The organism is Nostoc sp., from assembly GCF_036916655.1.
Taxonomy (GTDB): domain Bacteria; phylum Cyanobacteriota; class Cyanobacteriia; order Cyanobacteriales; family Nostocaceae; genus Nostoc.
This window is the reverse complement of sequence record NZ_JBALFY010000114.1, coordinates 37481-60558: the sequence shown is the minus strand read 5'-3', so window position 1 is coordinate 60558 and position 23078 is coordinate 37481. Positions and strand designations below refer to the sequence as shown.

Below are 23078 nucleotides of genomic sequence, written 5' to 3'. Positions count from 1 at the left end.
AGATATTTTGTAACTTTAAGCAAGGAAACCTGCAAAAAAGTCCAGAGTTTCTTTCAGTGCTTTGATGAAAATATCAATTTCTTCACGGGTGTTGTAGAAAGATAGACTTGCTCGTGCGGTTGCAGCCAGACCTAAGTAACGGTGTAATGGTTGAGTACAGTGGTGTCCAGAACGGATTGCAATGCCTTCTTGATCTAATAATGTAGATAAGTCGTTGGCGTGGACTTCTCCGGCTGTGAATGACGCAAGAGCAGCTCTACCTTCACCTTTTGCATTTGGCTTGGGGCCGTAAATTCTAATTTGGGGAATTTGCTCTAATTGTTGGAACAAATAAGCCGTTAATTCTGCTTCGTAGGCGTGGATTTTATCCATACCGATATTGCTAAGATAATCTATCGCAGCCCCAAGTGCGATCGCTTCTCCAATTGCAGGTGTACCAGCTTCAAATTTATGCGGTAATTCTGCATAAGTAGAATGGTCTAAATACACCTCTGCAATCATCTCACCACCACCAAAAAATGGTGGCATTGATTCCAATAATTCTAACTTGCCATATAGAAATCCTATCCCAGTTGGCGCACACATTTTATGGCCGGAAGCTACCAACCAATCACAATTTATTTTCTGTACATCAATGGGGTAGTGAGGAACGCTTTGGCAAGCATCAACTAAAAATTTAGCACCGTATTTGTGAGCGATCGCACCAATTTCTTCCACTGGATTAATACAACCCAAAGCATTAGAAATATGCACCACTGATACTAATTTAGTTTTGTTTGAAATCAGCTTTTTAAACTGTTCCAAATCAAAAGTTTCTTCTGGTGTTAATTCTACAAATTTCAGGACTGCACCCGTTTTTTGCGCCACGAATTGCCAAGGCACAATATTACTGTGGTGTTCCATCACCGAGAGAATAATTTCATCTCCCGGCTGCAAATTGTTCATTCCCCAACTGTAAGCTACTAGGTTAATCGCTTCGCTTGCGTTGCGGGTGTAAACGATTTCCTGACGGGATACAGCATTAATGAATTTGGCAACTTTATCTCTAGCACCTTCATAAGCATCAGTAGCTTTAGCACTCAGAGAATGGGCACCTCGATGCACGTTAGCATTATATTGCTCGTAATAGTCCCGCAGGGTATTTAATACGAATAAAGGCTTTTGCGATGTCGCAGCATTATCGAGATAAACCAGGGGTTTACCGTTGACTTCCTGATGCAATATCGGGAAGTCAGCGCGAACTTTATCAGCAAGGGTTTTGGTAGGAGTGAAAGTCATTGGTAGATTAGTTATTATTCATTAGTCATTAGTCATTAGTCAGAGACTTAAGATTATTGACTGTGTTTAAAAGGATTTCTCGCAGAGAAGGAACTGGTATTTGGTTGATGATTTCAGCAGCGAAGGCGTTGATTAACAACTTTCGAGCATCATTTTCATCAATTCCCCGACTTTGCAGATAGAATATTTCGTCATCTTCCAATTGGCTGACGGTAGCACCGTGAGCGCACTTTACATTATCGGCAGTAATTTCCAATTGGGGTTTAGTATCAACTCTGGCTTTCGATGATAGCAGCAAATTGCGATTCAGTTGGGATGCATTTGTCAACTGCGCTCGTTTGGGAACCAACACTTTACCATTGAAGACTGCGTGAGCGTGATCGCCTACAATACACTTATGCAATTGGTCACTTGTACCGTGAGGATAGTTGAGTGCGATCGCACTGTGAGTATCAGACAATTGCTTACCAGAAATTATCGTCAAACCATTGAGAGTAGTTTGTGTCTGCTCACCAGTTTGCAAAATTTCCAAATTGTGCCGTGACAACTTTGCACCTAAAGTTATGGCATGACAAGTATATCGACTATCACGAGCCTGTGCGATCGCAGTTTTCCCAATATGAAAAGCCTCTGCACCTTCCCGCTCAACTCTAGTGTGACTCACTTGGGCATTGTCACCAACCCAAACTTCCGTAACCGCATTAGTAAAATATACTCCCCCCTCTTGTGGGGTAGGCAACATGAGCGCCACATACTCCTCAACCAACGTCACCTGCGAACCACTTTCCGCCACCACCAAACAACGCGGCTGCGAAATCGTCAGCGTCTCACCTGAAATAAACACCAAATGAATTGGCGTTTCAACTACCACATTCTTCTTCACCCACACCACAGCTGCATCAGTTATCCCAGCCGTATTGAGAGCAGTAAAAACCTCTTGCGCTCCCTCAGCTTGGGCTAAATACTGCTGTACAGCCTGCTGTTCAACCTCAGATAAGCCAGCAAAATTACTCACCACAATCCCAGATGGTAAATCTGTAACTGCGGATAACTCCGGCGCATAAACGCCATTCACAAATACCAAACGACTATTAGCCGCTTCTGGCAAAATATCAAATTGTAGAGACGTTGCATGCAACGTCTCTACATTAAATTGCACCTTTCGCAGAGACGACAAATCAGTAAATCGCCATTCTTCCTCGCGGGTAGTTGGGAGAATCGAGTGACGTACCCAATTAGCAGCACCTTGGCGTAATTCCTGTAACCATCCCTCTGTTTTCGTTGCCGTTACTTGATTTAACAACCCAGTCAGATAATCATCTCTATCTAACAAAGTCGATGTCAAACTAACTGCATTTGAATTAGGAATTGGACTAGGAGATATTTGAATACTCATTACACACCCACCTCAGCTGCAAATTCTTCTAGCACCCAGTCATAACCGCGAGACTCTAATTCTAGTGCCAGTTCTTTACCACCACTGGTAATAATTCGCCCCTGTGCCATCACATGGACAAAATCAGGCACAATATAATCGAGTAACCGTTGGTAGTGAGTAATCAAAATTGTCGAATTTTCTGGACTTGCCAGTTGATTTACCCCATTCGCCACAATTCGGAGCGCGTCAATATCCAAACCTGAATCAGTTTCATCCAAAATTCCTAACTTTGGTTCCAGCAACGCCATTTGCAGAATTTCATTCCGCTTCTTCTCGCCACCAGAAAACCCTTCATTCAAACTCCGACTGAGAAAACTGGGATTCATCTTCACCACATCCAGCTTTTCCTCAATCAAATCATCAAAATCAAAAGCGTCTATTTCCTCTAAACCTTGCGCCTTCCGCCGGGAATTGTACGCCACCCGCAAGAAATCCAAATTGCTCACACCCGGAATTTCTAACGGATACTGAAACGCCAAAAACACACCACTTCTAGCGCGTTCCTCCGGTTCCAATTCCAACAGATTTTGCCCTTGGAAAATCACCTCACCGCCAGTCACCTCATACGCCGGATGCCCAGCCAACACTTTAGAAAAGGTACTCTTACCAGAACCATTCGGCCCCATGATCGCATGAATTTCACCCGATCGCACCTCCAGATTCACACCTTTCAGAATCGGTGTCCCATCAACATTAGCCGTCAGATTCCTTACTGACAGCACAACTTCACTATTTTCAATAATCATCTTCTCTCCCTTCTCTGCGCTCTCTGCGCCTCTGCGGTTCGTTACTCTTCCAAAAGATAAACACAGAACGCCGATGTCCCTGTGTTTATCCTTGCTTCCATTTATCCAACACTGCCTTCCAACTTCAAACTCAACAACTTATCAGCTTCCACAGCAAACTCCATCGGTAGCTGATTAAAAACATCCTTACAGAAGCCGCTAATCATCATCGAAATCGCATCTTCTGAAGAAATACCCCGTTGAGCAAAGTAAAATAACTGATCTTCCCCAATCTTAGAAGTAGAAGCTTCATGCTCCACCTTCGCACCGTTATTTTGCACCTGAATATAAGGGAAAGTATTCGCATGGGCATTATCCCCAATCAGCATTGAGTCACACTGAGAATAATTTCTCGCCCCTTTCGCCGTCGGGTTAACTTTCACCAAACCCCGATAGCTATTACTAGAATTACCTGCGGAGATTCCTTTAGAAATAATTGTACTGCGGGTATTCTTACCTACGTGAATCATCTTACTACCCGTATCAGCTTGCTGCTTATGATTTGTCAGCGCCACCGAGTAGAACTCACCCACAGAGTTATCACCCACCAAAACACAGCTAGGATATTTCCAAGTAATTGCCGAACCTGTTTCTACTTGAGTCCAGGAAATCTTGGAATTTACGCCCTGACACAAACCGCGCTTGGTGACAAAGTTGTAAATACCGCCTTTACCGTTAGCATCACCAGCGTACCAGTTTTGCACAGTGGAGTATTTAATTTCGGCATTATCAAGGGCGACAAGTTCCACAACTGCGGCGTGCAACTGGTTGCTGTCATACATCGGTGCGGTGCAACCTTCGAGGTAAGAAACATAACTACCTTCTTCGGCGACAATCAAAGTCCGTTCAAATTGTCCCGTGTCACCAGAGTTGATGCGGAAGTAGGTAGATAGTTCCATTGGGCATTTTACGCCTTTAGGAATATAGACAAAAGAGCCATCGCTAAATACGGCAGCGTTCAAGGCGGCAAAATAGTTGTCAGCGATAGGAACAACGCTACCCAGGTATTTTTTGATTAATTCTGGGTGTTCTTGCAATGCTTCCGAAAACGAACAGAAAATAACGCCATCTTCAGCTAGCTTTTCTTTAAATGTAGTAGCGACAGAAACGCTATCGAAAATCGCATCGACAGCGACGTTTGCCAATCGTTTCTGTTCAGATAGGGAAATGCCTAACTTCTCAAAGGTTTCTAAAAGGGTTGGATCGACTTCATCCAAGCTGTTTAGTTTTTCTTTCTTGCGTTTCGGCGCTGAGTAATAAATGATATCCTGATAATTGATTGGCGGATACTTGACATTCGGCCAAGTTGGCTCCGTCATTTTTTGCCACTGGCGATAAGCTCTGAGGCGAAAGTCCAGCATGAACTGCGGCTCGTTCTTCTTAGAGGAGATCAAGCGGATAACGTCCTCGTCTAGTCCACGCGGTATGGTGTCGGACTCAATGTCTGTGACAAAGCCGTACTTGTAGGGTTGGTTGACTAAGGTTTTGACAGTGGCACTCATCAGTAATAATCTCTCGTGTTCGGAACTCTTTTAGGATGGGAGACGGGCTGCGGCTAACCGATTCTCATTTCCCGTTACGGAATGGTTACACGGCTGCTAGAATAGTGGTGGAGAGTAAAACAACAGCTATGTTGTTTAATCTATCTTCATTTTACGCTAAATTAACAACAACAATGTTGTCAAAGTCAAATTTTGAAAGAAATTAATTTTTGGGGCGTTCGCTGAACGTCTCGCACCACATGAAGATGGCGACTACCCACCAGTCCTCAACCAAGCAAGATATCCTAGAATATCTGCACAAACACGAAAAAGCAACGGCTTTGGAGCTAGCTGAAGTTTTAGACGTTACCCCCCAAGCTATTCGTCGCCATCTCAAAGATTTGGAGACGGAGGAGCTAGTTTTGTATTCGACATCAGTGCAGGCGGCGGGGATGGGGCGTCCGCAACATCTTTATGAATTGAGTCGTCAAGGACGCCATCGCTTGCACCGAACAATGAGCGATCGCTTTGGTGATGCAAGCGGCAATTTTGCGGTTTCGTTGCTAGACACCTTAGCCGAAACGGTAGGAGACGACCAATTTAAATCGATTTTAGAGAAACAGTGGCAGCGCAAAGCTCTAGAATACCGCGATCGCGTCGGTAACGGTTCGCTGCGAGAACGGGTAGCCAACTTAGTAGAGTTGAGAAAAGCGGAAGGGTTCATGGCAGAGTGTCACCCGGTTGATGTGAATGACAGCTTTGAGTGCGATCGCTTTATCTTAATGGAGCATAACTGCGCTATTTCTAACGTTGCCGAATCTTTTCCGAGTATCTGTGGCCACGAATTAGAAATGTTTGCAGCCGTCTTACCTGATTGTACCGTAGAACGCACCCACTGGATTATTGATGGCGAACACCGTTGTGGCTATTTAGTACAAATTCGTCATTAGTCATTAGTCATTAGTCCTTTTTTTAATACCCTATGCCCAACTAAGTTTAAAATAGCTTTTATGGACGTAATACCACAGCAACCATCAGCGCAATTTTTAACCCTGGAAGAGTCAGCAAAAGTAGACGCAGCTTTGTTGTCTTCCCCAGAAAAGTTTTTAACAAGATTGACAATTTCATCATTGAAGCTTTTAAAGCATATTGCCCAAGAATACGGTGTTGCAATTGAAGATTTGACAGCCCAACAATTAATTGCTTGGTTTGAAGAAGATGGCAAAATTCGGCGTGAGCAGGGACTTGAAGCTTCATATCTGAAATGGTGAACTAGATATAAACTAAAAAAATAGAACCCCGACTAATCATCAAAAGTCGGGGTTCTATTTTTTTAGGCAATATGGTTCAGAGTTTTTGAGACGCGATAAATCGTCGTCTCTACAAGTGTTTTTGGTTTATCTGAATTTTCCAAGGGAAATTAGATCATGTTCAATGAGGTGAACTCACATTAACATTAATCAAATATTTAAATCGCGTAGAGCCAAACGAATTTGTTCTACACGCCTGCGGTTGACACCGAGATCCGACTCTCCCACTCGATATGCCGAACGCAGATGAATTACAGACTCATTGGGAGGTAAATAAAACTCTACATCATCAACAAACTTGAAGATGCGGCTTTTAGAAAGAGCGTGAATGTAATTATCTGTCTGTTCTATAACTTCTGTACGAGGAACAACACTGATTACTTTCAGTAAAGTTTCTTTAGCTGCATTGCGGTCTACATGATAAGGAATCGGGTCAATGGCGTGTTTTTTATCTGCGTTTTGACTGACAACACAGTTGTCTGAAGCCGGACAAGAACTCAGATGACCATTATCAACTCCCAAAGCAGAAGAAGCAGCCCAAGTAGCCCCAGTAAATATGAAACTACTAATTAAAGTTAGTAGTATTGCAAAAGTGACACTCTGCAAAAGTCGTTGTGTGATAGATGTTAGCAGACGGGACATGATAAATTGATGCCTCAAGATTTAAATAGCACATTCCTCTTGCCATTATTGCTGACAATAACGCAATCAAGCTAAAAAGTGACCAATAATTCAGATTTTCATTGACTACGAACCCAAAATCATTAGTAGGGATTACTACTGCATTCCCTGGTGATTCCAGCTTTGACTCGGAAGAATTGGCTGGTATCGGCTTTGTTGTGGCCAACGTTAGAAAGTTTGATGGTTGTAGATGAATATAGGAATAATCGAGTCTTACAATAACGGATTTTTAGACGTTATACCAGAGGGTGAAGACAGCGACTATTGGCAAATTGCAGCTATACATATCAATGGCCAAGCTTACTGCCCTACTCCTCGGCTTTATCGTTCAGAAAAAGTGGCATTAGCAAAAGCTGCACAAATTTATGATTGGCTAGCTGGCCACGAACACCAAATTAGTAATGGGGCTTGTAACTGTTCTGAATTGAAACTCGTGCTGTGGCAACAACCAAAAGTATCTTAGTTGAGTAGCAATTTTAGATTTTGGATTTTGGATTAAAAGAATTTTTTGATTCATACCATATCTCAATCTGGCTGTTATGGCAATCTCACCTTTGCTGATTTTTTGGCAAACAATATAGCTATAACAAAAAGCACCTTGAGAAAAGGTGCTTTTATTTAAAATAAATAACATTTGATTTTTCAAACAATTATTTAAGTATTGTAATTGTTAGTCCGATGACTACGAGCGCCAGTTACGGCTCCAATCATTGCGGCTATTAAACCCAACAAAGAACCAAAGACAAACCCCCACAATCCCGAACGTATATTAGCTGCCGTTTCACGAGCTTGTTGGGCACTTATGTTTGGTTGTGGTACATTAATACCACCTTGCTGTTGTACCTGGTTTATGACTTCTCCGGCGTTAGAAGCAGCAACACCAAAAGCACCAGATACTCCACTTGCTAAAAGCCATGAGCTAACTGCCAAAGTCGTTGCCCAAAGAATTGCGCCGTTAAGAAGAGCTGTATTGCGGTTCATCGGCCCACAAGCACGGGCTGTAACCCAACCACCAGTAAATAGGGAAATTAGTAAAGCGATAATTGACCCAAGCCCTGCATTACCCGCAGCGTTAGGCGCTATTGTTCTGGGTGCGCCTGAACCTGCAACTGTGCCTGCCGCAACCGCAGCAATGATAGAACTCAAAATTAATTGTGTAGCTAAAGAAACCAACAAACCAGCAATAATCGGCCCCCAGCGAACACGATCGTGATATTCAGCTACTCTACCTGCTACCACGGTATCAGTAGGAATAACGTCATTGCCTGTCCGATTTACGTATGACATAGATTATGTTCTCCAGTGCTGTTTCAGCAAAGTTTTTGCTCAGATATATTCATCTATGCTTAAAATTAAATAACGAAATCATCTGTTTTTATCTCTATCAATAGAAAGAGTTAATAGGTGTATCTTTAGTGAGAATAAATAGACTTTTTTATTTAAGAATTTTTAAGAAGATTTAGTATTTATTAATATCTGAATAATTAATAAATTATCATATAAAAACTTTCTAATTATAATTAAATTATTAGCTTTTATGAAAAACAGTTTGACTGGTGTATGTAAGTAGACTTAAGAAAAAACTGAATTAGGAATTACTTTAACGCATTTTCACAGCTGTACCAGTGGCAGTAATCAGCAAAAGAACTCCTGATTGATCGAGATTGATTGTGCCAGTATCAATTTCAATCCCGATTACAGCATTTGCTCCTAAACGTTGGGCGCGTTGCTCTAACTCTTCTAGTGCTTTGCGTTGACCCTGCTCAAATAGACGCTCATAGCTAGCAGTGCGTCCACCAATAATATCGCGAATTCCAGCCAAAAAATCCCGCAAGAAATTGCTGCCGTAGACTACTTCTGCTGTCACAATACCTAAATATGAATCAATCACGGCTCCTTGAATCACATCAGTTGTAGTTATAATCATAAATTAACCTTCTCCTTAGGATATATTTTAATATTTATTATTTCAGATATTTATCTAAATAATTGAGCAATTGTAACTTAGATGACAGAATATAGGTTTGATAAACATCCTGTTACACCACTTTAGATTGCACTTTCAGCTTTAGTACTGTCATAAATATAAACCAGGATTTCAAGGAACATTTGACGAATTAAATTTATCTTACCGTGTAATGACCAAAGAATGATGCGAATGCCTAGATGATGACTTTTCAAAAGGTAGTATTAAGAACTATAAATTGGATTGAAATAAAAAACAGGAATGAATCTTAAACCCTGTAACCTTGGCACATCAATATCTAGGATTAAGTCAGATACCTGTTGAGATTTTCCGAATAGCACGTATAACTACTGACTCAAAAAGGTGTTATTTTGCGTTTGTACTGGTTTATATGTAAGCTAACTTAATGTGAAAGTTGATATCTTACACTTTATCCTTCCGTGAAAACTCTGTTACGCAGTGCTGATTGTAAAGGAAAGATGAATGAACTATTAACATCTTAACCAATACGAATAAATACAGTTTTCAAAAGTCCATATTTTTGTTTTAATGTACAAGAAAAAAGTTCTCTAAAATTTCAGGAAATTTACTGTGTACAAGCCAACATCATTCGTGTTTAGCGTGGTGTTACTAGGATGTTTTACCTTCACCATACCTTCAGTAGCTCAGGCTCAGGTATTAGTGGCACAAGCCAAAAACCCAGAGTTAAAGCAACTGCTAGAAGAAGGACGGAGGCTAGTGGATGCCGGTGATTATGGTGGTGCGATCGCTGTTTATCAACAAGCAGCTAGTTTAGATCCCAAAAATGCTAAAATCCATTCAGGCATTGGGTATTTATACGCTCAACAGGGAAATTACCAGGCAGCATTAGCAGCTTATCGTAAAGCGATCGCAATTAACCCTAACAACAGTGATTTTTACTACGCTGTGGGCTACATCAAAGCGAATTTGGGCGACACACCAGGAGCAAAGGAAGGCTACCGTCGTGCCATACAGCTGAATCGTAACAACGTCAACGCCTATTTAGGATTGGCTGTGACGCAATCGCGTATGGGAGACTATAATGCAGCTACTTGGGCATACCAACAAGCCATCGACTTGGATAAAAACAACGCCCAAACTTATGAGTTGATGGGTTCAATGTATAAACAGCGACGACAAACCAAACAAGCGAACAGCTTGCTTCAGAAAGCCCGTGACTTGTACAAGCGCCGCAATGACTCAGGTGGCGTAGAAAGGGTAGAAGCCATGCTGCGGCAGTTAGGAGGATGAGGTTAATCTAACTGGCGTCCCGTTAATTCTACAAAAATATCTTCCAGATTAGAGGGACGCACCATCATTCCGGTTTTATCAGGCTGTTCATTTAAGTAGATATTTGCTGCTTCCAAGGATGGGAAAAACAGATATTCCCAACTACGAGCGCCATCACTTCCCACATCAGACACACCTAATTGTTTCATCACCAAACCTTCACCGTGAGTAGAACGCAGCTGTTGTAAAGTCCCCAAAGAAATCAGTTTACCGCTATCCATAATACCGATGCGTCCTGGCTTGGTAGAGCCAAAGGCATCGCACAAAAATTCGACCTCATCCATATAATGGGTCGTCAGTAGCATCGTCATCCCTTGTTTATTTAAATCCCGAATAATTTCCCAGAGGCGTCGCCTAGTTTGGGGGTCTAGTCCTACCGTTGGTTCATCCAAAAACAAAATTTGCGGTTGATGCAATAAAGCTCTCGCAATCTGCAACCGTCGTTTCATACCTCCAGACAGGGTTTTTACCAAATCATCACGTTTTTCTGCTAGTTCAACATACTCTAGCCATTGATTAATCAATTTTTGTCGCTGCGGGTTACTAATGTGATGTAGTCTCCCATGCAGTTCCATATTTTCCCAAACGGTTAAATCATTATCTACACTGACTTGTTGCAATGCCTCACCTCCATCAATCTCAGAAAACAACTCTTCCAAACTCATCCCGACTGCTGTAGCTACCTTCTGTCGACGCTTTCTACGAGATGCTAAAAGCGTAGCTTGCTTCCCTGTAAGGGTACGCAAACTCGCTACCGCTGCGCTATCCTACCTTATATCAACGACAAATATTTACGTCTACTTACTTAACTTTTCATGAATTAAGTTGGACAGGAATTGTAATAATAAACTCAGTTCCTTCTTTTACATTAGATATACATTGCAGTTGACCACAATGTTTTTCTACAATAATTTGATAGCTGATGGATAACCCCAATCCAGTGCCTTTACCGACGGGTTTAGTGGTGAAAAAAGGGTCAAATAATCGCTTTTGTATATCTTTGGGAATTCCAGTACCATTATCGGCAATGCGAATAACTACTTGCTGATTATCTGTGACTTCAGTACGAATACGAATTAAGGGTGATTTTAGAGTTGAATCATCTGATTCAAAACTCTCTAAAATAGCATCAATTGCATTTGCTATAATATTCATAAATACTTGATTTATTAACCCAGGATAGCATTCTACTAGAGGAAGGTTTCCATATTCTTTAGAAATAGTAATTGTTTGACCTATTTGCTGATTGATTAGACGGCTTTGTAATATTATTAGAGTACTATCAATACCTTCATGAATATCAACTATTTTTTTCTCAGATTCATCGAGGCGAGAGAAATTGCGTAAGGAAAGAACTATCTCTTGGATACGCTCAGTACCAAATTTCATAGAATTAAGAAGCTTGAGAAAATCAGCAGTTAAAAATTCTAGTTCCATTTCTGCGATCGCAGCTTGAATTTCTGCTACTGGTGTAGGATAATGATGTTGGTATAGGCTAATTAATTTTAGTAAATCTTGAGTGTAGTTGAGCGCGTAAACCAGGTTGCCAGCAATAAAGTTAACAGGGTTATTGATTTCGTGTGCAATCCCAGCAACAAGTTGCCCCAAAGCCGCCATTTTTTCATTCTGAATTAATCGAGTATAATTATTCTTCAGGTTACGAAAACCTTGTTTGGCGATTCTAGATTGTTCTTCTACTTGCTCTAGTTGAGCTAATGTTAAAATATGAATTTGAGAATAAGCTAAAAGTAACTGATGGAAATCGAGTATTTTATAGCTGCCTAACTGAGTTTCTATTAAAATCGGCTCATATACAAATTGAGGCTCTCGCTGCAAAGCTACTTTATTTGCTTCTACAATGAGCGTCTCCTCAGAAATTACACATACATCTGGTTGCAGAAAGTTAATCAGATTTATCGCAGGTCGTTTAGAAAATAGTGGGAAACTATAGGGACGGCTCATGTGTTCAAAAAATCTTTGTCGGGAAATCATGCCCACATAGTTATGATTTTTCACTAGGATAATTCCTGGTAGTAAAGGCTCTTGCTTAAAAAGTCTATTCAAATCATTTGCTGGACTATCTGCATCGAAGTAAATAGACCAAAGCGGTAATTCTTGCAAAGTAGACTCTAATCGCAAGTTCAGATTATTAGCATTTGTCATGCTATGTATAGCCAACATACTTTCAATCCTTTGTTTATTTTGAAGTAACGTTTATGGTGACGCCCCGAACAAGCATTGCGATAATTGCAAAGTTAATCAAACTTATATTTCCCTAATTACTGCTTAAACTCACAGTTATGCCGCAAAACTTTTGCTATTAGGGTATCCCATGCTTTTCTATGCTGGACAATATTTCTACTAATGTTAAAGAACTTACGTGTTGAGAATTTAGACAAGAATTGACTAGTAAAAATAAGAAAAGAATATGCATCGCTAACCGCCAATACGGATAATTTAACGTGAGTTTGACGAACCTCTCCCTGCCTTGAACTTTAGTTCAAGTATGTCCCTCTCCGACTCGGAGAAGGACGGTTTTGCGTGGTAAAACCAGGGAGAGGTTTTTTGATTGAGCAAATTGGGTTGATATTATATGAGCAATCGAATTCACGTTAATTTATATTGTCTCTGAGTACTTACGTATAGACTACGATTTTACGCAATTAATGAGTATTGGCGCAGCCCATAGTAGAGAAGCTAAGTAATTTCAAAGGCTTCGTTTTTCGCCACGATTGCGTATGTACTATGAGGATAAATAGGAAGTAAAAAGTATGCAAAAAATGCCCTATAGGATATTTTGTTTTGTAGAATAAGCATTACTACAATTGCTATTTTATGCTTGTTTAATTGGAAGTCTAATATCGATTTTAGTTTCCTGATTTGCAATGGAAGTGCATTTGATAGAACCACCATGTTGCTCAACGATAATTTGATGGCTAATAGACAAACCTAAACCAGTTCCTTGACCAACAGGCTTAGTAGTAAAAAAAGGTTGGAAAATGCTCTGGCAAATCTCTTCACTCATGCCACAACCATTATCAGCGATTGAGATAGTGATTTGATTTTCCTCAGAATGAAATGTCTGAATTAAAATAGTTGGTGTTTTATCTGTAGTTTGACCAAGAATATCTGCTTTTTTAATTAAGGCATCAATGGCATTATTAATTAAATTTAAGAAAACTTGATTTAAAGAGCGAGGATTACAAAAAATCTTAGGGATGTTCCCATACTTTTTAATCACTGAAATAGGTTTGTGATTACTAGAAGAACCGTTAAGCCGATGCTGCAAAATGACTAGTGTACTATCAATACCCTGATGGATGTCAGCTTTTTTATAGTCAGCTTCATTCAAACGTGAGAAATTTGAGAGCAATTCTACAATTTCTCCAATACGAGTTGTGCCAACCTGCATCGAGTTTAGCAGCTTTGGCAAGTCGCTTTGGATAAAGCTTAAGTCACTGTTAGCAAGAGCCTTAACTATTTTGATATCTGGATTTGGATATACAGAAGCATAAGTTGCTAGAAGATTTAGTAAGTCATGGCTATACTGATGAAGATATTCTAAATTTCCATGAATAAAACTCACTGGATTATTAATTTCGTGGGCAACCCCAACAACCATTGTTCCTAACGCCAACATAGTTTCGCGTTGAATTAATTGCATTTGAGCTTGCTGAGTTTCTTGTAATTTAAATAAAGTTGATTCTGCATTTTCTTTTGCTGTACGGTATTTTTCCTGTACTAGAAACAATCGTTGCAGTGTGTGGTAGTAGATAGTAACGCTAAAAAAGACGAATAATGCTCCGAAAAAGAAAACCATGCCAGTGAGCAATGGTATCCATTCAATCAGCCTTGCAATTGTTAAATAGATGCATAACGAATAACCACCAAGAAAAAAAACCATGAGTAAAAACATGATTTGCCAACTCAGTTTGTCTGGTTCTGTCTTAAATAATTTGAGAATTTTTTGAGTCCTGAGAATGGATAGTCCCATTATCCAAGCGCCAAGAGTAATTAGGGTGATAATGAAGGACTGAACAATTGCAGAGTTTAACATGGTATTGAACCGAAATAGACGTAAAAAATTTATGAATGGTCTATAAACTATTGCTATATCTACGTTTTAGCATTTTTATGTTCAAATTATTTTGTGTATGAATGCACTATCACCGAAACAGTGCTGTTAGCGGATAGCTAAGGTTTAGCCTGTGCTGAGTAACTCGGCTTAGAGTAAAAAAAAGTAATAATTGCACTCAGCACTCCTGAATTTTCACTCCATAATTGCTTTTGGCCTTGAAAACAGAAGTCAACATACTGTTTAGTTGGATGTTGCCTTGTGTCACGCAAATACCTCAGCACCATTGTTCAGATAAAGGTAAAATATCCTTGAGTGTAGGCATAGCCCGTCGCAGGCATCGCCACTCATTTCTAACATCATCGGATATTGTGGAATTTCCGCGCGTAACTCAATAGCATCTATGACCGCTTCTCACTCTGAAACTCCATCTACCAAACCTGACGCAAGTACTTTTATTTCCGACCATCGACAGGTAGACCGCAGTAAGCTAAGTCAAATGTACCTGCACTATGTCGAAACAAAAGATAAATATCCTCACGCGGTATTGCTGTATCGGGTAGGAGATTTCTTTGAATGCTATTTCCAAGATGCTGTCAAACTAGCGCAAGAATTGGAATTAGTTCTCACTAGTAAGCAAGCTGGAGAACAGGGACGGGTGGCGATGTCTGGTGTTCCGCATCACGCTTGGGAACGCTACGCGACGATGCTGGTAGAAAAAGGCTATGCAGTGGTAATTTGCGACCAAGTGGAAGATGCTTCTGAAGCTGCTGGGAGATTGGTACGGCGGGAAGTAACGCGCATCCTGACTCCTGGTACTTTGCTAGAAGAAGGAATGCTGAAATCCAGTCGCAATAATTACTTAGCAGCAGTAGTAATTGCCGCAAATCATTGGGGTTTAGCTTATGCAGACATCTCTACAGGTGAATTTCTTACCACACAAGGTAGTGATTTAGAACATTTGACACAAGAATTAATGCGCTTGCAACCTTCAGAGGTGCTGGTTCCGACAAATGCGCCCGATTTGGGTAGTTTGTTGCGTCCGGGAGAGACTTCGCCACATCTGCCGGAGTGTTTGCCACCATCATTTTGTTATAGTTTGCGATCGCAATTACCCTTTTCTCAAGGTGAAGCTAGACCTAGATTATTGCAGAAATTTAAGGTGCGATCGCTCGAAGGACTTGGTTGCGATCATCTTCCCCTCGCCGTTCGTGCGGCTGGTGGTCTTTTGGAATACCTGGAAGATACTCAAAAAGAAAACCCTGTCACTCTCCAAAGACTCCGCAGCTACACTGTCACTGACTATCTAATTGTTGACAATCAAACCCGCCGTAACCTAGAAATTACCCAAACCGTCCGGGACGGCACTTTTCACGGTTCCCTACTTTGGGCGTTAGATAAAACGAGTACAGCGATGGGTGGGCGGGCTTTGCGGCGGTGGTTGTTGCAACCGCTACTTGATATTAAAGGCATTCGGGCACGTCTTGATACCATCCAAGAATTGATGGAAAATACGCCCCTGCGTCAAGATTTACGGCACTTATTACGCCAAATTTATGATTTAGAACGTCTCACCGGAAGGGCGGGTTCTGGTACAGCGAATGCTAGAGATTTAGTAGCTTTGGCAGATTCCCTCTCACGTTTACCGGAATTATCCAACTTAGTAGTTGAAACACGTTCCCCCTTCCTGAAAGCTTTACAGAAAGTCCCAAGTGTGTTGGAAGAATTGGCACAAAAGTTACACTTACATCTTGTAGAGTCGCCACCCATACTAATTAAAGAAGGCGGATTAATTCGCCCTAGTGTAAATCCCCTATTGGATGAGAGAAAGGCGACAGTAGAAGCAGACCAGCAATGGATTGCTAACTTGGAAGTTGATGAAAGAGCTAAAACAGGAATTTCGACACTGAAGGTAGGATTTAACAAAACCTTTGGTTATTACATCAGTATTTCTCGCACCAAAGCCGACCAAGTACCCGCTAATTATATCCGCAAGCAAACCCTGACCAATGAGGAACGTTATATCACCCCAGATTTGAAGGAACGGGAAGCCCGGATTTTGACGGCGCGGGATGATTTAAATCAGTTGGAATATGAGATTTTTACGGCGTTGCGGGAAGAGGTAGCACAAGAAGCGGAAGTAATTCGCAATCTGTCTCGTGCAGTGGCGGCGGCGGATGTGTTGTGTGGTTTGGCTGAGTTGGCGGTGCATCAAGGTTACTGTCGTCCCGAAATATTGCCAGGAAGGGAGATAAATATTGTTGATGGTCGTCATCCCGTGGTGGAACAGTCTTTACCTGCGGGGTTCTTTGTGCCAAATTCGACGCAATTGGGTCAAGAGTCATTAGTCATTAGTCATCTGTCATTAGTAGATGACCAAGAACAAATGACAAAGGACAAAGGACAAAGGACAAATGACAATCCCGATTTGATCATCCTCACTGGGCCAAACGCTAGCGGCAAAAGTTGTTATTTGCGGCAGGTGGGATTGATTCAGTTAATGGCACAGATTGGTAGTTTTGTACCAGCGAGGTTTGCTAGATTGGGAATATGCGATCGCATTTTCACCCGTGTCGGTGCAGTAGATGATTTAGCAACTGGTCAATCTACCTTCATGGTGGAGATGAATGAAACGGCAAATATTCTCAACCATGCTACATCTAGGTCACTGGTATTATTAGATGAAATTGGCCGCGGCACAGCAACATTTGATGGTCTTTCCATAGCTTGGGCAGTGGCGGAATATATAGCAGTTGATATTCGGTCGCGCACAATTTTTGCCACCCATTACCACGAGTTAAATGAACTAGCTAGCATCATACCAAATGTGGCTAACTATCAGGTGACGGTGAAAGAATTACCCGACCAAATTATCTTTTTGCACCAAGTCCAACCAGGAGGTGCTGATAAATCTTATGGAATTGAAGCGGGAAGATTAGCGGGTTTACCAGCCGTAGTTATTCAACGGGCAAAACAAGTGATGGGGCAAATTGAAAAACACAGTAAGATTGCGATGGGGCTGCAAAATCTTGATGGGTAAGCAAGTTCGTAATAAAGACTTTAGTGCTATTTTCTCAGCACTAAAGTCCTTATAGCGGTTCCCATTCAGATGCAGTATAAGATTATATCACGACGTGTAGGGGTACGGCAGTGCCCATTGGTGTCAACTTAACGCGAAACCCCTTGTCCGCCGGGAATTGAAATTCCCGTCTCATAGCTAAAGTCATCTGAAGATGACTAAGTATCGCCAAAAATCTCCAGTCTACTTCAGTAGACTTAAGCTATTAGCTAGGGAATTTATTCGCTGGCGGGCGAGGAAGCCAACAGTTAAGCTATTTTTGGCAAAAGTAGACACTAATGGGCAGTGCCATGTCCCTACAGGTGTACTATAAACCGAAGTGTTAATTACTGCCTAAAAATTTCTACTTTTTGTAACACCACTTCTTGATTCGGACGATCTCTAGTTGTAGGCACATTAGCGATCTTGTTGACTATATCTAGACCTTGGACAACTTCACCAAAAACACTGTGTTTGTTGTCAAGGTGAGGCGTTGGTGCTTCTGTAATGAACCACTGCGAACCATTAGTACCGCGTCCGGCATTAGCCATCGACAGGATACCTGCACGAGTGTGTCTCAATTCAGGATGAAACTCATCCTGAAATTGATATCCTGGACCACCAGTACCCCATCGGTTGGCTGTATCTAGATAACGACTCAGAGGATCGCCACACTGAATCATAAAATCAGGGATGACTCGGTGAAAGCGCACCCCATCGTAAGCTGGAGTTCCCTTACCAGATTCACCAGTTTTAGGGTCTTTCCAATCGATTGTTCCGGTTGCTAGACCAACAAAATTTTTGACGGTATTGGGGGTTCGCTCTTCTTCCAAACGAACTACAATTTCACCCAAGGAAGTAATTAAGCGAGCGTGCAGCTTGCCATCACCGGGAATATTAATTTCTGGAAAGCTCATTAGATATCCTACTTTTAACAAGTGCCTGTATTGACCTATATAAGTTTATCAGCATTCAAGTTACCGCCTTTAGACATGACAAAAAACCTGAAGAAAGGAAACTTGAGCCAACAATATTTTACTCAGGCAAATTTATCGCTGGATTCCGGCTAAAGAATCCTCTAGGGACTAGCTTAAAGCCAACTTGGTGAACAGGCATCACAGGCCAATCTTCCGATCGCGGAATATGAGTTACGCCCATTGTGTACCACAGTACGATATCTTCACCCATCAAGGCTTCATCGTCTGCAATATATTTAGGTAAACCCTGTCCTGGTTTAGTCTGGTTGGGATAATCGCCTCCAGCATAAAGTTCACTGGGTTTATATTTTGTTACCCAGACGTGGTGAGTCGCAAATTCTGCCCGTTCCCGGATTTTTGAGCCTTCGATAGGGAAAAATATAGAATTTCCTCCAGGCATCAGCATATATCCAGGCGCAGCACCGAGAGTATTCTTTTTGTTTGCACTAACAATCATCCATTCCCGACTGCTTTTCATATTTAAATCGCGCACAGCAGAGGTTTCTTTAGCTAGTGGGGTTTCTGAAAGTGCGATCGCATTTCCTAAAGGATTTTTCTCATCCATCGGCAAAGCTTTCACATTCATTTCCATCACCGAATTAGCCTGACCATCGACATCTAAATCTAGGCGATAGTTGAAAAAGTGCTGGTGATTTACTCCAAAGATATTCTTAGCAATTAACCGACCATAGGAATCATCCTCAGATTGCTTTTGAGCAGCCGTTCCCTGCGCCAGCACGATACCCGTTAACTCATTTTGGACTTCCAAAGTCCCATCTTGGTGAAAAATCCAATTAAGGCTGTAATCATAGTTGTCAACAGCTACCGTCATCGTCATGACTAATTCTCGACTGCGACGGACATCATTACGCCGAGTATTATACTCATAATGTTTCCAGAGCATTCCGCGATCGCGCTCATAGATACCGATAACCCCTGGGATTTTATAAGGTTCTCCCTGCTCATTAGCAAATACAGCATTTAGCAACAAGCCATTTTCGGGAATTTCCTTACCCAATTCCATCGTATTTGCTAGTAAACCTAAGTTGTATTCCCCAACATCAAAGGCATTTCTAAATGCCCAAGTAGGCTCAGGATCGCCGTAAGGTACTACCATTTCTGAGAGGCTAGCACTGTATAAAACTGGTCGAATATTTTCCCCATCGTTGTACGCTACTTGGTACAGCATTAATCCATTACGAGGATGCATTGAATAGCGAAATTTCCAACCTTGCCAGCTAATTTCATTGTCTTTAATCTGGAAGCTTTGACCATTAGGTTGTACAATATTCAATGCTTTCAATGGTGAAAGTAATTTGCCTAAGGACTTGATATCGTAGTTCCAATTTTCTTTAGAGAAAGGGATGTTTCCTTTATCAATAAAACTGGCAATTTTACCCGTGTTCAAATTAACTGTTGCTACGACTCCTTCAATCGGACTACCATAATAGTTCCAGGCTTTGCCTTTGTAGTAAGATAAGCCGCGACAAAGACGATTACCTGTTGCTTCTTCTTGTTGATTTTGGATTCCTGGTGCCCACCAACTAATTTTGACTTGCTCAAAATCGGTAATTCCCCGCTTTTGCATTGCTTTTTGCCATCGCGGATCGGCTTTAACTACCTGAGTTGCTAGTTCATATTCTGAATTAACGATCGCAGGTTGAACTGACGGTATCTCTTTCCAAGAACTTAAAGTTTTACTTGTGATATCTACGATACCCTCATAAGTTTTATTTAGCGATCGCTCATAAATTACCAAAAAAGCTTTTCGCCCAAACACTTTACCAGGTGTAAAATTTATAACTTCTTCTTTATCTGGTTCTTGTAAAGCAATAAGAGGAAAAGCTGCCATTTCGCTCAAATTTTTTTCTTTTTGGATGACCGAAACAGCTGTGCTAATTTCTACCTCAGCTAGTGAAGTGAGAGGATGGGAAATCGAAGGCTGTTGAGCCATCAATGTTTCCATTAATCCGGTTGAGATAGAAATAATGGAAATGATCGCAATAGATAGCCACAAAAAACGCTTTAGCCGCTTAATCATCTTTTACATTTTTACAAAAGACTTATAGTTATCTATTTCCAAGCCTAAGATTGAAAACCGATAAATTAAGAGACTAAAGCCAAATTAGTTTGTTAACGGTGTCCTCAATTGTGAAACCCAATATATTCGAGAGCATTTCGCCCTTGCAAATATACCTGGCGATTAGAAATCGCGGCTACACAAACCAAGTCCGCCTGCGCGGACTAAAGACCACGGAGGTGGGTTTTACCTGTATAGCCGCGTTCGCCCTTGGCGTGCCGGAGGCATTCCAGGGCTAGATATAATATTTGACGCTTCAGCAATTACGCAGAAACCAAACGACGTAAAGATTCAGCACGACGTTTCGCAATAGAGTTATTTGGATCAAACTTTAGTGCTTCTTCGTAGCTTTGCAACGCCTGAGTAGTTAACTTTTTCTTCTCGTAGGCGTGACCGAGATTGTTCAATCCTGTAACGTAGTCTGGTTTAGATTTGAGAGCTTCTTTGTACTGACGAATTGCTAGGTCATATTGCTCTTGGATAAAATAAACATAGCCCAGCCCGTTGTAAATAGGGGCGATATTTTCTTCTTCCTCTTCTTCAGCAGCTTTGAGAGCTTTTTGAAATAGCGCGATCGCTTGAGAGTACAATTTTTTTTCTGAATAAATACTGCCTAACTCATAATATTCTTGAGCTGTACCTTTCTCTTTCTCTAATTTCTTTCGCAATCTTGCAAAAGAGCCTTCAACCTTGCGAGTTTTGAAAATCTGGCGAAACACACTCACGGCTGCAATTGTGAGTATAACCACCAAAATTGAGAGATAAACAACGGCTAGACTGTTATCCATTGCTGCAAATACGAATATTATAAAGTTTGTTATTTGTAATTTGTAATTTGTCATTTGTTATTCACTAATGACCAATGACCAATGACCAATGACTAGTGACCAATTTACGGTAAACCCCAATATTGAGTGCGTTGCAAGAGCCAACCGTTTTCTAAGTAACGAGCGATCGCTTGATTCACGTTTCGTCTAAACTCATCGTATTGCAATCCCTTGGGCATTACTATAGACAAGGGTTCTGTTGATAACTTGGTTGGCAGTAGCCGATATTGAGGATATTGTTGCACCCAACCGCTCAAAACGCTAGCATCTGCGGCAAAGGCAGCAACGGCATTATTTTCTATTTCCTCTCGCGCTTTTTCATAAGAATTTACTCCTACTAACTCGGCGTTTGGCAGATAGTACCGCACTTTGGCGATGGTACTGGAGTTGTTGAGTACGGCAATTTTTTGTTTTGCCAAATCATTCAACTGCTGCACAGAGGTATCTTTTGTAACTAATAAAGTGCCATCTAAATAGTAGGGAACACTGAAACTAACTATGCGGCTGCGAGATTCGGTTGCTGTGACTCTAGCGATCGCAAAATCAACTTTCTTGTCTAAGACTACAGACAGGCGATCGCGATTCGCTACAGGTTGAAATTTCACAGCCTCAGCTTTACCAACCAAGTCAACTGCCAAACGCTTTGCTAAGTCAATTTCTAAGCCTTGCAAATTCCCGTTACTATCTTTGAATCCTAAGGGACGCAAGTTATCTTTAACGGCAACATTTAAATAGCCTCGCTGCTGAATTTCTGACATTTCGGCAGCAGATGCAGTTAATCCCGTCCCCACTATGGAAAAGCAAAAAATCAAAAAAATAGTGGCGGATAATACCAGATGTAACCGAGTCATTACTTGCCATCTGCTACATCTGTTATACATCCCTTGCCACCTTTATCCTTTAGCTTGAATTGCTAATTCCGCAACTTTGCCGAAGCTAGCTGGATCGAGAACTGCCAGTTGCGCCAACATCTTGCGATTTAGTTGGATATCAGCTTTTTTCAAGTTACCGATCAACTGGCTGTAGCTCAAGCCGTGTTGCCTGGAAGCAGCGTTAATGCGCGCAATCCAGAGGCGACGAAAATCGCGCTTTTTCTTTTTGCGATCGCGGTAGGCACTCCGTAGCGCCTTCATCACTTGTTGATTGGCGGTTCTAAACAGAGTTGAATGGGAACCACGAAAACCTTTAGCTAGTTTGAGAATTTTATTGCGGCGCTTCCGAGCTACATTACCGCGTTTTACCCGAGTCATAACTTATTTCCTAAAATACTTACAAATATGGGAGCATCAAGCGCACGTTGAGTTCATCGCGTTCATGTACAAGGGCACTTTGGCGCAGTCCACGCTTTTTGTTAGAACTTTTATGCTCTAAAAGGTGGCTTTTGAACGCTTTACGACGGACGATTTTGCCGGTACCGGTGGCACGGAATCGCTTTGCCGCAGCTTTACGAGTCTTTAGTTTAGGCATGGTCTAGCTTTGATTCGACACGATCCATTATTATATACTATGAAAATTGCTATAACTGCAATTAAATAAAGGATTTAACCAACGGCGATCGCTACGAAGCTCTAAAACGGGATTTGGCGGCAGGTTTTTGGAGCGATCGCAAAGCTGCTAACAGTGGCGTGGTCAGATTAATAATTTGGCGTGGTGGCAAGGTAAGGTCAGCATCGGGCGATTAATTCGCTGAATGTGCCTTATATTAGGCGGGATATGCGTAATTAATTGGAACAACACTTTAAATAAAATTGATATTATTAGAGTGGTAATAGAAAGTAAAGTACATTACTCTACTACCACAAGACACTCTA

At 41.4% G+C, this 23078-nt stretch carries 21 protein-coding genes; 5 read left to right on the top strand and 16 right to left on the bottom strand.

What is annotated here, in order from left to right:
* Nucleotides 1-15: 15 nt before the first annotated feature.
* From V7L31_RS30015 to sufB, 4 genes are all read right to left on the bottom strand, one after another.
* Nucleotides 16-1278 (bottom strand): cysteine desulfurase, encoded by a 1263-nt coding sequence (locus V7L31_RS30015; RefSeq protein ID WP_334699606.1) that lies wholly within the window; start codon nt 1276-1278, stop codon nt 16-18.
* Between the two features lie 28 nt (nt 1279-1306).
* The gene (sufD, locus tag V7L31_RS30010) at nt 1307-2674 is read right to left on the bottom strand and encodes a Fe-S cluster assembly protein SufD (RefSeq protein ID WP_334699605.1); all 1368 of its coding nucleotides are present in this window, start codon (nt 2672-2674) and stop codon (nt 1307-1309) included.
* A complete protein-coding gene (gene sufC, locus V7L31_RS30005; RefSeq protein WP_179068081.1) occupies nt 2674-3462 on the bottom strand; it encodes a Fe-S cluster assembly ATPase SufC in 789 nt (262 codons plus the stop codon). Before sufC ends, sufD begins: the two co-directional genes overlap by 1 nt.
* Before the next feature lie 101 nt (nt 3463-3563).
* Entirely contained in the window at nt 3564-5003 is a 1440-nt protein-coding gene (gene sufB, locus V7L31_RS30000) for a Fe-S cluster assembly protein SufB (RefSeq protein WP_334699604.1), read from the bottom strand.
* Nucleotides 5004-5248: 245 nt separating this feature from the next.
* On the opposite strand from sufB, the gene sufR reads away from it, so the two are divergent.
* Both sufR and V7L31_RS29990 read left to right on the top strand, forming a co-directional pair.
* Nucleotides 5249-5932, top strand: a complete 684-nt coding sequence (gene sufR, locus V7L31_RS29995) for an iron-sulfur cluster biosynthesis transcriptional regulator SufR (protein ID WP_334699603.1) — start codon at nt 5249-5251, stop codon at nt 5930-5932.
* Between the two features lie 60 nt (nt 5933-5992).
* On the top strand, nt 5993-6253 hold the full coding sequence (locus V7L31_RS29990; RefSeq protein ID WP_334699602.1) for a hypothetical protein: 261 nt from the start codon (nt 5993-5995) through the stop codon (nt 6251-6253).
* Between the two features lie 189 nt (nt 6254-6442).
* On the opposite strand, the gene V7L31_RS29985 is transcribed toward V7L31_RS29990, so the two are convergent.
* Complete coding sequence (locus V7L31_RS29985) at nt 6443-6934, bottom strand: DUF1499 domain-containing protein (RefSeq protein WP_334699601.1); 492 nt, start codon at nt 6932-6934, stop codon at nt 6443-6445.
* Nucleotides 6935-7163: 229 nt separating this feature from the next.
* On the opposite strand from V7L31_RS29985, the gene V7L31_RS29980 reads away from it, so the two are divergent.
* A complete protein-coding gene (locus V7L31_RS29980; RefSeq protein ID WP_334699600.1) occupies nt 7164-7436 on the top strand; it encodes a hypothetical protein in 273 nt (90 codons plus the stop codon).
* A 191-nt stretch (nt 7437-7627) separates the two neighbouring features.
* On the opposite strand, the gene V7L31_RS29975 is transcribed toward V7L31_RS29980, so the two are convergent.
* A complete protein-coding gene (locus V7L31_RS29975; RefSeq protein WP_334699599.1) occupies nt 7628-8260 on the bottom strand; it encodes a hypothetical protein in 633 nt (210 codons plus the stop codon).
* 313 nt (nt 8261-8573) lie between these two features.
* The gene (locus V7L31_RS29970; protein ID WP_334699598.1) at nt 8574-8900 is read right to left on the bottom strand and encodes a YbjQ family protein; all 327 of its coding nucleotides are present in this window, start codon (nt 8898-8900) and stop codon (nt 8574-8576) included.
* Nucleotides 8901-9530: 630 nt separating this feature from the next.
* Between V7L31_RS29970 and V7L31_RS29965 the strand changes: the two genes are divergently transcribed.
* Entirely contained in the window at nt 9531-10211 is a 681-nt protein-coding gene (locus V7L31_RS29965; RefSeq protein ID WP_334699597.1) for a tetratricopeptide repeat protein, read from the top strand.
* A 2-nt stretch (nt 10212-10213) separates the two neighbouring features.
* Here the strand turns inward: V7L31_RS29965 and V7L31_RS29960 are convergent, their stop codons facing one another.
* The 3 genes from V7L31_RS29960 to V7L31_RS29950 all read right to left on the bottom strand — a co-directional run bounded on the left by V7L31_RS29960 (nt 10214) and on the right by V7L31_RS29950 (nt 14307).
* Nucleotides 10214-10996 carry an ABC transporter ATP-binding protein gene (locus tag V7L31_RS29960; protein ID WP_334699596.1) on the bottom strand — a complete coding sequence of 261 codons (783 nt, stop codon included), beginning with the start codon at nt 10994-10996 and terminating at the stop codon, nt 10214-10216.
* Between the two features lie 67 nt (nt 10997-11063).
* Nucleotides 11064-12431: an ATP-binding protein gene (locus tag V7L31_RS29955; RefSeq protein WP_334699595.1), complete on the bottom strand. Its 1368-nt coding sequence runs from the start codon at nt 12429-12431 to the stop codon at nt 11064-11066.
* Between the two features lie 652 nt (nt 12432-13083).
* Nucleotides 13084-14307, bottom strand: a complete 1224-nt coding sequence (locus V7L31_RS29950) for a sensor histidine kinase (RefSeq protein WP_334699594.1) — start codon at nt 14305-14307, stop codon at nt 13084-13086.
* A 421-nt stretch (nt 14308-14728) separates the two neighbouring features.
* Between V7L31_RS29950 and mutS the strand changes: the two genes are divergently transcribed.
* Nucleotides 14729-17365 carry a DNA mismatch repair protein MutS gene (mutS, locus tag V7L31_RS29945; RefSeq protein ID WP_334699593.1) on the top strand — a complete coding sequence of 879 codons (2637 nt, stop codon included), beginning with the start codon at nt 14729-14731 and terminating at the stop codon, nt 17363-17365.
* 365 nt (nt 17366-17730) lie between these two features.
* On the opposite strand, the gene V7L31_RS29940 is transcribed toward mutS, so the two are convergent.
* The 6 genes from V7L31_RS29940 to rpmI all read right to left on the bottom strand — a co-directional run bounded on the left by V7L31_RS29940 (nt 17731) and on the right by rpmI (nt 22734).
* Nucleotides 17731-18300 (bottom strand): peptidylprolyl isomerase, encoded by a 570-nt coding sequence (locus tag V7L31_RS29940; protein ID WP_334699592.1) that lies wholly within the window; start codon nt 18298-18300, stop codon nt 17731-17733.
* A 118-nt stretch (nt 18301-18418) separates the two neighbouring features.
* Nucleotides 18419-20401, bottom strand: a complete 1983-nt coding sequence (locus V7L31_RS29935) for a primary-amine oxidase (protein ID WP_334699591.1) — start codon at nt 20399-20401, stop codon at nt 18419-18421.
* A gap of 302 nt (nt 20402-20703) precedes the next feature.
* Nucleotides 20704-21228 carry a tetratricopeptide repeat protein gene (locus tag V7L31_RS29930; RefSeq protein ID WP_334699590.1) on the bottom strand — a complete coding sequence of 175 codons (525 nt, stop codon included), beginning with the start codon at nt 21226-21228 and terminating at the stop codon, nt 20704-20706.
* A gap of 104 nt (nt 21229-21332) precedes the next feature.
* A complete protein-coding gene (locus V7L31_RS29925) occupies nt 21333-22148 on the bottom strand; it encodes a transporter substrate-binding domain-containing protein (protein ID WP_334699589.1) in 816 nt (271 codons plus the stop codon).
* Between the two features lie 12 nt (nt 22149-22160).
* Nucleotides 22161-22517 carry a 50S ribosomal protein L20 gene (rplT, locus tag V7L31_RS29920; RefSeq protein WP_104908268.1) on the bottom strand — a complete coding sequence of 119 codons (357 nt, stop codon included), beginning with the start codon at nt 22515-22517 and terminating at the stop codon, nt 22161-22163.
* Between the two features lie 19 nt (nt 22518-22536).
* Entirely contained in the window at nt 22537-22734 is a 198-nt protein-coding gene (rpmI, locus tag V7L31_RS29915; protein WP_334699588.1) for a 50S ribosomal protein L35, read from the bottom strand.
* Nucleotides 22735-23078 lie beyond the last annotated feature (344 nt).

What these genes read in the sequence shown, in the direction of transcription:
- V7L31_RS30015 (WP_334699606.1), bottom strand. Translation starts at nt 1,278, where the DNA reads ATGACTTTCACTCCTACCAAAACCCTTGCTGATAAAGTTCGCGCTGAC.
- sufD (WP_334699605.1), bottom strand. Translation starts at nt 2,674, where the DNA reads ATGAGTATTCAAATATCTCCTAGTCCAATTCCTAATTCAAATGCAGTT.
- sufC (WP_179068081.1), bottom strand. Translation starts at nt 3,462, where the DNA reads ATGATTATTGAAAATAGTGAAGTTGTGCTGTCAGTAAGGAATCTGACG.
- sufB (WP_334699604.1), bottom strand. Translation starts at nt 5,003, where the DNA reads ATGAGTGCCACTGTCAAAACCTTAGTCAACCAACCCTACAAGTACGGC.
- sufR (WP_334699603.1), top strand. Translation starts at nt 5,249, where the DNA reads ATGGCGACTACCCACCAGTCCTCAACCAAGCAAGATATCCTAGAATAT.
- V7L31_RS29990 (WP_334699602.1), top strand. Translation starts at nt 5,993, where the DNA reads ATGGACGTAATACCACAGCAACCATCAGCGCAATTTTTAACCCTGGAA.
- V7L31_RS29985 (WP_334699601.1), bottom strand. Translation starts at nt 6,934, where the DNA reads ATGTCCCGTCTGCTAACATCTATCACACAACGACTTTTGCAGAGTGTC.
- V7L31_RS29980 (WP_334699600.1), top strand. Translation starts at nt 7,164, where the DNA reads ATGAATATAGGAATAATCGAGTCTTACAATAACGGATTTTTAGACGTT.
- V7L31_RS29975 (WP_334699599.1), bottom strand. Translation starts at nt 8,260, where the DNA reads ATGTCATACGTAAATCGGACAGGCAATGACGTTATTCCTACTGATACC.
- V7L31_RS29970 (WP_334699598.1), bottom strand. Translation starts at nt 8,900, where the DNA reads ATGATTATAACTACAACTGATGTGATTCAAGGAGCCGTGATTGATTCA.
- V7L31_RS29955 (WP_334699595.1), bottom strand. Translation starts at nt 12,431, where the DNA reads ATGTTGGCTATACATAGCATGACAAATGCTAATAATCTGAACTTGCGA.
- V7L31_RS29950 (WP_334699594.1), bottom strand. Translation starts at nt 14,307, where the DNA reads ATGTTAAACTCTGCAATTGTTCAGTCCTTCATTATCACCCTAATTACT.
- mutS (WP_334699593.1), top strand. Translation starts at nt 14,729, where the DNA reads ATGACCGCTTCTCACTCTGAAACTCCATCTACCAAACCTGACGCAAGT.
- V7L31_RS29940 (WP_334699592.1), bottom strand. Translation starts at nt 18,300, where the DNA reads ATGAGCTTTCCAGAAATTAATATTCCCGGTGATGGCAAGCTGCACGCT.
- V7L31_RS29935 (WP_334699591.1), bottom strand. Translation starts at nt 20,401, where the DNA reads ATGATTAAGCGGCTAAAGCGTTTTTTGTGGCTATCTATTGCGATCATT.
- V7L31_RS29930 (WP_334699590.1), bottom strand. Translation starts at nt 21,228, where the DNA reads ATGGATAACAGTCTAGCCGTTGTTTATCTCTCAATTTTGGTGGTTATA.
- V7L31_RS29925 (WP_334699589.1), bottom strand. Translation starts at nt 22,148, where the DNA reads ATGTATAACAGATGTAGCAGATGGCAAGTAATGACTCGGTTACATCTG.
- rplT (WP_104908268.1), bottom strand. Translation starts at nt 22,517, where the DNA reads ATGACTCGGGTAAAACGCGGTAATGTAGCTCGGAAGCGCCGCAATAAA.
- rpmI (WP_334699588.1), bottom strand. Translation starts at nt 22,734, where the DNA reads ATGCCTAAACTAAAGACTCGTAAAGCTGCGGCAAAGCGATTCCGTGCC.